The 11,953-nt window shown below is 43.1% G+C and carries 9 protein-coding genes and 1 tRNA gene; all 10 read right to left on the bottom strand.

What is annotated here, in order from left to right; genetic code table 11:
- Position 1: 1 nt before the first annotated feature.
- Entirely contained in the window at positions 2-1,027 is a 1,026-nt protein-coding gene (locus tag H6614_10070) for a quinone-dependent dihydroorotate dehydrogenase (protein MCB9244010.1), read from the bottom strand.
- Positions 1,028-1,168: 141 nt separating this feature from the next.
- Positions 1,169-1,243, bottom strand: a tRNA-Pro gene (locus tag H6614_10065).
- A 68-nt stretch (positions 1,244-1,311) separates the two neighbouring features.
- Complete coding sequence (locus tag H6614_10060) at positions 1,312-1,821, bottom strand: DUF4920 domain-containing protein (GenBank protein MCB9244009.1); 510 nt, start codon at positions 1,819-1,821, stop codon at positions 1,312-1,314.
- Between the two features lie 28 nt (positions 1,822-1,849).
- Positions 1,850-2,275: a hypothetical protein gene (locus H6614_10055; protein MCB9244008.1), complete on the bottom strand. Its 426-nt coding sequence runs from the start codon at positions 2,273-2,275 to the stop codon at positions 1,850-1,852.
- A gap of 47 nt (positions 2,276-2,322) precedes the next feature.
- A complete protein-coding gene (locus tag H6614_10050; protein MCB9244007.1) occupies positions 2,323-2,946 on the bottom strand; it encodes a RecX family transcriptional regulator in 624 nt (207 codons plus the stop codon).
- 68 nt (positions 2,947-3,014) lie between these two features.
- A complete protein-coding gene (recA, locus tag H6614_10045; protein MCB9244006.1) occupies positions 3,015-4,100 on the bottom strand; it encodes a recombinase RecA in 1,086 nt (361 codons plus the stop codon).
- Between the two features lie 17 nt (positions 4,101-4,117).
- Entirely contained in the window at positions 4,118-4,597 is a 480-nt protein-coding gene (locus tag H6614_10040) for a hypothetical protein (GenBank protein ID MCB9244005.1), read from the bottom strand.
- Positions 4,598-4,847: 250 nt separating this feature from the next.
- Positions 4,848-5,351 carry a hypothetical protein gene (locus H6614_10035; GenBank protein ID MCB9244004.1) on the bottom strand — a complete coding sequence of 168 codons (504 nt, stop codon included), beginning with the start codon at positions 5,349-5,351 and terminating at the stop codon, positions 4,848-4,850.
- 211 nt (positions 5,352-5,562) lie between these two features.
- Positions 5,563-9,222: a vitamin B12-dependent ribonucleotide reductase gene (locus tag H6614_10030; GenBank protein ID MCB9244003.1), complete on the bottom strand. Its 3,660-nt coding sequence runs from the start codon at positions 9,220-9,222 to the stop codon at positions 5,563-5,565.
- Between the two features lie 456 nt (positions 9,223-9,678).
- Complete coding sequence (locus H6614_10025; GenBank protein MCB9244002.1) at positions 9,679-11,796, bottom strand: T9SS type A sorting domain-containing protein; 2,118 nt, start codon at positions 11,794-11,796, stop codon at positions 9,679-9,681.
- Positions 11,797-11,953 lie beyond the last annotated feature (157 nt).

Genomic DNA, 11,953 nt, shown 5'->3' with positions numbered 1-11,953 from the left:
ATTAGTTTAATATTTTTTTGATTATTCCGGGACCTCTATAAATAAATCCTGTATAGATCTGCACCAGACCGGCACCGTTTCGCATCTTATCATCGAAATCATCTCTGCCGAAAACTCCTCCCACGCCGATCAGTACCATTTTGCCTTTTTCATTTTGTAAATTCAATTCATTTAATTTTTTTAATACGGCATCGGCTTTTCTTTTTAAGGGCTGTCCGCTTAACCCCCCCGATTCGTTTATTCCGGAGGTAAGACCGTCACGTGCGATGGTCGTATTGGTCGCGATTATCCCTGTAAGTCCGCTCTTATATGCAAGCCTATACACATCATCTATGCCATCGTCTTCCAGATCAGGTGCGATCTTCAGGAAGATGGGTTTTTCAGCAACGACATACTTGCCGGCTAATTCCCTGTTGAGATTCATTAATTGCGCAAGGAGTTCATCGAGATGCTCTTCTTTATGGAGCTCTCTCAATTGCTCGGTGTTCGGTGAGGAGATGTTAATAGTAAAGTAGTCCGCAACATCAAATAATATGTGCATGCATTTAATGTAATCGTCCTTGGCATTTTCCAGCGGAGTGGTCTTGTTCTTGCCAATGTTTACGCCGATGATGAAATCTTTGTCAAGTTTTCTCCGGGCAGAGAGGATATTTTCTCTGAGCTTTTCCGCTCCAACGTTATTAAAGCCGAGGCGGTTGATCAGGGCATTGTCTTTTCTAAGGCGGAAAATACGGGGCTTGTCGTTCCCGGGTTGTGGGAGCGGTGTAACAGTGCCAACCTCCACGTGCGAGAAGCCGAGCGCTTCCCACGCTCTAACCGCGACAGCGTTCTTATCGAGACCGGCGGCGAGACCGAGCTTGTTACGGAATTTTAATCCGGCAATTTCGATAGGTCCTGTTTCCCCCGGATTATAGAGCATCCGGAATAACGGGTATAAAAATGTCATGCGTGACATGAACCACATCGTGAGATTGTGGACCTTCTCGGCATCAAAAGAAAATAATATGGATCTTATTATCGCGTACATGCTAAAATAAAAAAGTCCTTGAATTGCCTTCAAGGACTCTAAAATGTTCTGATGTTTTTATTTTCATCATCTTTGTCGGAGCGGTCCCGCTCAAGCGGGACGACCCCCATATTCTTTATTTAATAAAGAATATTTCCTTTGTCGGAGCGGCAGGATTCGAACCTGCGACCCCCAGTTCCCAAAACTGGTGCGATAACCGGACTACGCTACGCTCCGTATTACGCCGCAGATTTTTGCCTGCGAACTACCAAAATAACAATAACTTTATACTTTTACAATGGACTTTAATCCACAAATTTAACGCCTGTAGCCTCTATTTCGTAAGTCTTATCCTTTTTCGTTATCTCGTCCTTAGGATTTGCTGATTCTTCATTATAGTGCTGTTCTTCTTCCTCGGAAAATTCTTTAACTACGAATTTACCTGTAATTAAAGCGTTCTTCCCGGCGTTTCCCTTAGGAACAAAGAACTCATGCTGTGTTACGACCCTTACACTATTGTCTCCTTCGGAGATTACCATCCAGCATCCCATCATCGTGCATACCTCGGAAACATATCCCTTTACGGTTATCTCCTGTCCATTGTACTTTTCTGCGCTGGCGATCACTTCAGTAAACTCTACGGCTGAACTGCCATCGAAGTCCTGCCCATAAAGCATTCCTTCTTTGGTTTCCGTGCCTACAGGATCATCATCGGAAGATTTATTCATTTTCATGTCATGGTTCTGAGCGTTTACACTTGTGCTCATCATAACTGCCAGCACAAAAGCAAAGAATACCTTTACTAAATCTTTCATGTAACTATTATAATTAATTTTTAAAAATCTATTCTTCTGCCTTGCAGAATATGTTGTAAACTTTTTCTATTGGAGAATCAGGCTTTATCGGCTTGTTCTTCTCTTCGTAATCCACAGCTTTCTTTTTACCGTCAACGTAGGTTACCTCAACATCTTTTAAAGTGTATCTGTTTTTACCGCAGAAAAGGTAAAGCGAGTTAACAGCGGATTTCATCAATTTGCCGTCTCCATCTTTCAGCTTTTCTTTGTAAACTGTCTTTATCCATACTATAGTTGTGTCGCCTTCCGTACTAACCGTAACCGAATCATAGTAATATTCTTCGGTGGAATTGCTCAGCACCAGCTTCCACCTATCGTCATTATCCTGCGCTTTTGCTCCAGAAAAAGAGCCTGAGGCAATTAGTATGCCTAGAACAAATAAATGTAAATATATAAGTTTAACTCGTTTCTTCATAAATCTCCTCTTATTGTAAAATATTTTATCTGATTCGTAAAATCAATTTACTTACAATGCATATTGATTATTTGTTCCACGGTATCATACTCAAATCCCCTCGAAGCTAAATATTTAAAACACTTATTCCGCTTATCAAATTCATCTTTATACTTAACTTTTTTCACGTATTTCTTCAACAGCTCCTCCGCCTTTTGAAGCTCCATTTCAGGTGAATAATTTTCGGTGATCGTCTTTACTATCGTCTCCTTATCTATCCCGCTCTGGAATAGCTTCTTCTCGACCATCTTCCTGCCTATTGGCTTTCTGGCAACTTTGTTCTCGATAAGCTGTTTTGCGAACTCCTCATCATTAATATACTTTAGCTCCTCAAGCCACTTTATTACTTTGTCGATCGTCCTATCGGGAATCTTCTTCGTTTTAAGTTTCCTGCTTATCTCTCTCCTGCTTCTCTGCCTGTAAGAAAGATAATTATATGCTACCTTCTTCGCGTAATTATACGAATCATAGTCCTTCATTTCTTTGATCTGCCTGGCCTCGAGCATATCACCGCGCCTGAGCCCGTATTTTAATATCGTATCATCATACAGGGCGAACATATACTCCCCATCCACATAAAAATTGTAGCGGTTCTTATCCTTCCTTTGCTGTTCTATACCTGTTATCTTCATACCTAAATAAAAAGACTGTTAATCTCCCCGAAGATTAACAGTCTGATTTGAATATGTTTCTATACTTCTTACCCGTTTGCTTCAGCTTTCTCTTTAGCTTTGGTTTCCTTCTTCTCTTCTTTCTTTTCCTCTTTATGGACACCATTAGTGCTTGGCTCAGGGAGGATACCCATGGCTTCCTTCACCTTAGATAATATCTCTTCGAAAAGCTCCGGTGTGTCCTCGAGAAGCTTCTTCAGTCCGTCTCTGCCCTGTACCCTGTAATCTTCATAAGTAAACCATGCTCCGCCCTTCTTTATTATTTCCTTGGTAACAGCCAGATCTATAAGGTCACCGGACCTGGATACACCCTCGTTATACATAATGTCAAATTCCACCTCCCTGAACGGAGGCGCAACCTTGTTCTTTACAACTTTTATTCTTGTCCTGTTTCCTATAGTCTCTGTGCCGTCCTTTATCTGCCCGATCCTTCTTATATCCATTCTAACCGATGCATAGAATTTCAGCGCCTTACCGCCCGTTGTCGTTTCCGGGCTTCCGAACATCACGCCGATCTTATCTCTTAATTGATTGGTAAATATCAGAACGACTTTTGATTTTGCTACAGCGGCTGTGAGTTTCCTCAATGCCTGTGACATAAGCCTCGCCTGCATACCCATCATCGAGTCTCCCATTTCACCCTCTATCTCTGCTCGCGGTGTGAGCGCGGCTACAGAGTCAACTATGATCACGTCGAGTGCGTTGCTTCTCACCAGCGTTTCGCAGATCTCGAGCGCCTGTTCACCGTATTCCGGCTGAGAAATAAGGAGGTTGCTTACATCCACACCAAGCTTTTGAGCGTAGGATGTGTCAAGAGCATGCTCGGTGTCTATGAATGCAGCCATTCCCCCCTTCTTCTGAGCCTCGGAGATTATGTGGAGACAAATCGTGGTTTTACCGGAAGACTCCGGACCGTATATTTCTATTATTCTGCCCCTCGGGACACCGCCTACTCCTAAGGCGGCATCCAGGGAAATTGAGCCGGTCGAGATCGAGTCTATCTTTCTTACCGGTTGATCGCCTAATCTCATTACGGAACCTTTTCCGTGTTCTTTCTCGATCTGCTCGATCGCCATTTCGAGGGACTTCTTTTTTAGGTTGTTGTCGTCTGCCATGATTGATAATTATTTTTTTAAAAATCGCGTAGAAACCCCAGCTTAAGATCCTGTATATAGGGCTTGGTATATTTATAATCAAACACTGTAACTACATAAACATCAAGGTGGTTGGATTGATATTCCATAATTATCCTATTTGCAAGATCGCTTTCATAGCCTAACTCGTCTATAGAAGCCATCCCTATTTCACTATAACCGCAGCTCATTTCCCCCACCAAAAAATCCAAATCATATCCCTCATAAACTTTTATTTCATTATAGGGAGTAAAATATTCATCATTTTCATTTTTGAGAGAAAATGAAATATAAGCTTTACTGTAAGAACCGTTTCTATCCAGATTCTTAAAACCAAATAGGAATGTATGAATGTAACTTTCTTCGTTTTCTATTATAAGCGTATCTGTTTTTACTGGATAAAGGGTTCCTATCTCCATTATATAACCCTCTTCTGATTTTGTATATTTAAATGTATCATTATATACTGTTTTGTCCACAATCAGAAAAATTATATTATCCTGTAGGCTGCCACTTGTATCTGTTTGGCATATTCCAGGGGAATATAAGGAAAATAATAGTATCGTTATGATATAAATCCTAATCAATGTACTTTTTTGAAGACCCGAAATTTAATTCTGCTTCAACGTAATTTATTTTTATGATTATTGCAATACCAAAATACCATAAATTATTAAGGTCATGCGGTTGATTAATAAATCTAGAAAAATCATAATTCTATAATAGAATTTATTCGAAGTAATATACAATAGATATATCTTTTAAGCGGGGCTTCACATTATTATAATCTAAAACATAAATAAAATAATCTAATGTTACCACCGGATCAAATTTAGCCTTTATGAGAAATATACCTTCCATAAGAGAACTGTCCCTAGCTTTTATTGAATCAACAAGCTCCTCATAATAATTTGAATAAGTCCTTTCAAGCACATACTCGGAATCCAATCCACCCAAAAATTCAATTACATTTTCGCTGGAAAAATATTCTCCCTCTTGGGGAATGAGTTTACCTATTATTAATACTCTTCTAGCCCCAATTCCTCTTTCATAATGCGCATCTAATTTGAATTTGGTATAATATAAAGGTCTTCCGTCTGAACCGGGAACTTCTGTCTCTTCCACGGGAAACACTTCTTCATATTCTATTATTTCCCGGAGATTATCACTCTGTGAAAAACAAATAGACGGAACCACAATCAGGAATAGCGATATAAAAATAAGGGTTCTCATAACAATTCTTTTATAGGATTTGAAGTAACCTAATATTTCCAGAGGATTATTGCAATACAAAAATACCATAAATTCATAGGGTAAGCAAAAAAGCCAATTACTTGAAAGCAATTGGCTTGAAAACAATGACTTATTTATCTTATGAGCAGCCGCTCGTGCCTCTCTACGAGTCTACTACTCGAAGAGTCGTAGACCGCAGGTCACTCTTTAATTATGAGCAGCCGCTTGTACCGCCGCATGTCACACATTTAAGGCACGTTCCGTTCCTTACCATTGTGTTGCTTCCGCACTCCGTACAGATGTCACCGGTATAACCTTTGAGCTTGGCTTCTTCTGACTTGGACATTCCATTCGTACCGTTTTGTGAAACTGCTGTCTTTTTTGCAATAGGTTTTATCTTTACTTCAGGTGAATCCGGTTCCATATTTTTGATATGAAGCTCGGGGTCGTCATTCACCTGGCTCATCGGTATCTCATCTACTATCTTCTCGCTGTAAACTTCTTCTTCATCGAAGTCCTCTTCCACGTCGGAGCTCTTGCTTCCGGATATCGAAAGAATATCTATTCCTTTGTTGAGCTTTGCTTCATCGGTAAAATGAGCAAGGTCGGTTCTTCCGAGATATGTTACAGCCAACTCCCTGAATATATAATCAATGATGGAAGTCGACATCTTTATCTTGTCATTGCCCATTACAATACCGTTCGGCTCGAACCTGGTGTAAACGAAGGCGTCTATGAATTCCTCTAACGGTACGCCGTGCTGTAGACCCAGCGATATCGAGATAGCGAAGCAGTTCATCAAACTCCTGAATGCCGCGCCTTCCCTGTGCATGTCAATGAATATCTCTCCCAGCTGTCCGTTCTCGTATTCACCCGTCCTGATATAAACAGAATGGTTTCCGATCTTTGCTTTCTGCGTATATCCTTTCCTTCTGAATGGAAGTTTCCTTCTCTTTGCGATGTACCTGTGAATTATCTTCTCTGCAACTTTTACTATGTCGTTGTTATTTTTAACGATCTCTTCCGCTATTTCCATTACTTCATCGTCGTAATCACCGTCATCGGTTATCGAATTCAACGGCTGTGACAGCTTAGAGCCGTCCCTGTAGAGCGCGTTTGCCTTCAGGCACAGGTTCCATGACATCATGTAAGCAGTCTTCATATCCTCGACCGATGCCTCATTAGGCAGGTTAATGGTCTTGGATATTGCGCCTGAGATAAATGACTGAGCCGCCGCCATAAGCCTGATGTGTGCGCCGGCTTTGATATATCTCGAACCTTTCTTACCGCATTTGTTCGCGCAGTCGAATACCGCGTAGTGCTCCTCTTTTAAATGAGGGGCGCCTTCGACGGTCATTGCACCGCACACGTAATCGTTGGCTTCCTCCACCTGCTCCCTGCTGAATCCCAGCGCTGTCAGTATGTTGAAGTTAGGATCGTCCAGCATGTCCTCGGAGAATCCGAGCACGTTCTTGCAGAATCCTGCGCCGAGCGACCACTTATTGAATGCGAAATTTATATCGAATACAGACGGAAGTGATTTTTCTATCTGCTTTATTATTTCCTTCGTAAATCCTTTTTCCAGCAGAGTGCCTGCGTTAATGTGCGGACAGTCTACCAGTGTTCCGTGTCCTTTTGTATATTTTACAATGTCGTCGATCTCTTTTTCATTGTAGCCCAGCTTCTTCAGTGCGGGAGGTACGGATTCGTTGATGATCTTAAAATATCCGCCGCCTGCCAGCTTTTTGAATTTCACCAGCGCGAAGTCCGGTTCGACACCCGTAGTATCGCAGTCCATTAACAGACCGATTGTTCCCGTAGGAGCAATCACCGTAACCTGCGCATTCCTGTAGCCGTACTTATCGCCCAGTTCAAGAGCGAGGTCTGATGCGTCCCTTGCCGCCTTTAGCAGTTCTTCCGGACAGTATCTTTTGTCTATTCCCATCGGGAATATTGTCAATCCTTCGTAATCTTTCTCTGCGAGATTATATGCCGCGCGTCTGTGATTTCTCACTACCCTCAGCATGTTCTCTTTATTATCCTCGTATCTCGGGAATGCGCCAAGCTCCTTAGCCATCTCAGCAGAAGTAGCATAAGATGTCATGTGGAGTATCGCCGTTATTGCGCCCGTTATCGCGAGAGCGTCATTGGAATCATAAGGAATACCTTTCCTCATTAATAGAGCGCCCATGTTCGCGTAGCCAAGTCCGAGCGTCCTGTACTCGTATGAAAGCTGTGCGATCTCCTTGCTTGGAAATTGCGCCATGAGTACGCTGAGCTCGAGCACTACCGTCCATAGCCTCGTCGCATGACGGAATTTGTCTATCTGGAACTCTTCCGAATCGTCGTCATAAAATTTCACCAGGTTCAGCGATGCAAGGTTACACGCGGTATCATCCAGGAACATGTATTCCGAACACGGATTCGATGCTTTAATTTCTCCGCCTGCCGGGCATGTATGCCACTCATTAATAGTAGTGTGGAACTGTATTCCCGGGTCTGCGCATGCCCACGCGCTAAACGCTATCTGGTCCCATAATTCCTTTGCGGGGATAATCTTGTACGGCTTTGGATCCCGCTTTTCGGCTTCGGCTTTTTCAAGCTCTACTCTCCAATAGAGGTTCCAGTCCTCATCGTTCTGGACTGCCTCCATAAACCCGTTGGTTGCTCTTATGCTGTTATTCGAGTTCTGACCCGACACGGTAGCATAGGCTTCCGAGTTCCAGTCTGTATTATAGACGGGAACATGAATCTCCTTATGACCCAGCTTAGCAAGCTGAACCACTCTCTCTATATAGTTTACGGGAATATGAGCTTTTTTAGCCTCGGCGATGGCTGCCGCCAATTGCTTGTTCTTCTTCCTGTCGAAAAGGTCGTTTTCGGGATGACCCGCGTGACAGGCTTTCATTATCCTGTTAAGGTGCACGTTTAGAGACTTTGAGCCGGCTACGAGTGCCGCTACCTTTTGCTCTTCCTTCACCTTCCAGTTAATATACTCTTCTATATCCGGATGGTCCATGTCGAGAGTGACCATCTTTGCAGCACGTCTTGTTGTACCGCCGGATTTTATTGCCCCCGCGCTCCTGTCTCCTATTTTCAGGAACGACATTAAACCGGACGACTTACCGCCGCCGCTAAGGGGTTCACTGTCTCCTCTTATTGCAGAAAAATTCGATCCCGTACCGGAACCGTATTTGAATAACCTTGCTTCCCTCACCCACAGGTCCATTATACCGCCTTCATTCACCAGGTCATCGCTGACCGATTGTATGAAGCATGCGTGTGGCTGCGGATGTGTGTAAGCGTCCTCTGATCTTTTCAGTTCACCTGTCTCTGCGTCCACATACAGATGTCCCTGCGCCGGACCTTTGATTCCATAAGCCCAGTTCAATCCTGTATTGAACCATTGAGGTGAATTCGGGGCGGAGAACTGCATCGCGAGCATGTAAAACATCTCGTCGTAAAAGTTCTTTGCGTCCTCTTCTGTGTTAAAGTAATTGTGCTTCCAGCCCCAGTACGTCCAGCATCCTGCCAGGCGGTTAAATACCTGCGCGGAATCGGTCTCCGATCCGTACCTGTCTTCGTTATCGAGCTCGGACAACTTCTCCTCGTCCGGCTCAGACCTCTGAAGCCATTCGGGAACTCCCTCTTCTTCGACTTTCTTTAGGTGCTTTGGGACTCCGGCTTTGCGGAAGTACTTCTGTGCGATGATGTCGGTGGCTACTTGCGACCAATGCTTGGGGATGAGTATGTCATTCATCTCGAAAACAATAGAGCCGTCGGGGTTGCGTATAACGGATGATCTCTTTTCAAAGTCAATCGTGTCCTTAGCGTGCTCACTATTTACTGTGAATACCCTATTAATTTTCATATCATAATGAAATTTGTAAATTAATGAAAAATGATTTAATGTAGAGTTTTTACCCTGTGAGGAAAATCTCCCTTAACTGCTTAAACTAAATGATTGGCTTAAAATTGTAAATATTTAAGTCAAAGAATGGGGTTAAAACAAAATTAACGTTTCTAATTAACAAAATCAAATTTTTTTAATTTTGTGTAAATCCGATAATTCTGTCAAGGAGAACAATAGTTATTAACAAGGTTTTACGAGTTACTAACATTATTAACAAATTGCAATCCCACCATAAATCACTTGACTAAAGGGTATTTTTTCGCCCCCATTTTTTTTTGCATCAAATCCTAACAACTTCCTGACACACATATAACAAAATATTCACATTATTAATTACCGAAGATTTTTTCTGACACAAGTAACATAAAAAAAGGCGGCATGCCGCCGCCTTTTTTGAGTAGCACCTCGTAAAAATTATTTTACAAGGACCATTCTTTTTGTTTCGGTAAAGCTTCCCGCATCCAGCCGGTAAAAATAAACCCCGCTGTTTACGAGATTACCGTTTGAGTTTCTGCCGTCCCAGACTACACTATATCGTCCCGCAGTTTGTTCTTTGTTCACAAGATTGATAACGCTTCGTCCGAGCACGTCATATACCGTAAGACTAACACGGCTATTGCCCGGGAGCTCATAAGCTATCCTTGTGGACGGGTTAAATGGATTTGGATAATTCTGGCTCAGGAGAAATCTCTCCGGAAGACTGTTCTGCTGACCCGATATACCGACTACATCAGGTCTCAATCTTCTCCAGACTCCGTTATGATCCGACCCGCCAAAGATATAAGTATCGTTTACGGCAAATGCCTCCACAGATGCCGTCGGGGAAAGACCTTCTCCGAATGGAGTGTAATTGATACCATGATCCTGCGAGATGTAAGTCCAGGATTGTTCGACATCCGTTCCGACAACTACCAGTCCATTGCCAAATGCATTCATTGCAAAGACCGATGCCTCGAACGGAAAACCGCTTCCATAGAACCATGAGTTTCCATAATCATTGGTGTATCTGGTACCGTTAAAGAATGCTCCGGCATACGCGTAATTATCGATCGCCTCCAGTGTAACGAAATCTACTCCCGGACTCAAAAGGCTGGGGGTCCATGTTACACCATTATCGATCGACCTGTAGAGACCTACCTCAGGCACTGTTGCATAGGCAACGTTATTCGCGCCTGCTGCGACAGCCTCTATTACGCTGAAGTTGAGATTCGTCGAGTACCAGTTTAAACCGTCATCCGGTGAATAATACACACCCAGGTAAGTTCCGGCAATTAAGTTTCCTCCGCTTTTTGCCAGGCTGAATACAAATGGAAGCCCGGGAGGAAGACCGTTTCCGCTGCGGATCCATGTCAAGCCTTCATCGGTGGACTTATATATAGTAGCATAGAAATTTATTCTCATTGAAGCAAAGATCACTTCATCTTTTTCACACATTACATTCACATGAGAATAATTAACTGTGTCATTATCTCCCATAAGTTTGACCCAATTATCTCCGTTATCACCGCTTCTATATATACCGTCACCACGGGTTCCGGCATACACATATGATCCGCTTGCCAGCATACTTGCCATTGTGGAGCCGGCTGTAAATCCCGAATTGGATTTATCCCAGCTTGCGCCATTATCCTCGGACCTGTAAATACCTATATAATGAAGTCCTGCCAATAGCGTGGATGAGCTGGTGACCGTCAGCGCTCTTACATCCTGCGTTGGTCCCATGCCCTGGTTTGTTGGCGCCCACGTACTACCGTTATCTGAAGATGAATAAACACCGAAACTGGATGTGGCAGCAAAGAGCATTCCGCCTGACTCTGCTATATCGTAGATATTTACAAGCGACCCCGGGAAAGAAACGCTTATCGTTTCCCAGTTATCGCCGCCATTCATAGTCCGGTAAACCTTATTCCTGCCTCCGGCTATGATCATATTTCCGGCAGAATACATTGTAAATAATGCCGCACCGTCGAGGTCGTGAACTATACTCCAGTTATCACCATTGTTTGTTGACTTAAATGTGTAGTTGGATGATGCGGCGAATATGTTACCTCCGTTTACACACATAGATTGAATGCTTGTGGTCTGTCCGGGAAGCACATTATCCCATGTTGCTCCGTCATCGGAAGACCGGTATACGCCATTTGTGATAGCGCCGGCAAATACATACTGTCCGTTTATTACCATTGAAGTTACGGCAAGATCATTTCCGTTCAAAGGCGCTGTCCATGTATTTCCATGGTCGGTTGAATGGTAAACACCTTTGCCGAATGTTCCCGCAAAGAGGTTGCCCGACTTGTAAGCAAGACTGCTTACACGCAGGTTTTCTATTCCGGAATTGACAGGCGTCCACGTAAGCCCGTCGTCGGTAGATGAATAGGTGCCGTTTACTTCAGTTCCGGCAAAAATTGTGGATTTTAACGTCGTAAGTGTACGGATAGAAATTCCTTCCGGTCCGTTAGTTCGCATCCATTGAGGGTATAAGTTGGGCGAGAAAAAGAACAACACAAAAACTAGTAAAACGAGCTTTTTCATTACTATATCCTCCTTTTCTTAGCTTTATCAATTGTTTCCCTGGTACGTCACACATTCGCTTTCCCTTATTACAAAATTAACTATAACCCCTCTGCCCTTCAATGAAATACAAGCGTGTGATACATATCACATAACAACTCTCGACAAACTACATTAA

The sequence above is a fragment of the Ignavibacteriales bacterium genome (assembly GCA_020635255.1).
Lineage (GTDB): Bacteria > Bacteroidota > Ignavibacteria > Tepidaquicellales > Tepidaquicellaceae > JAEYVS01.
The sequence above is the reverse complement of the archived record's forward strand: the minus strand, read 5'-3'. Positions and strand labels throughout refer to the sequence as shown.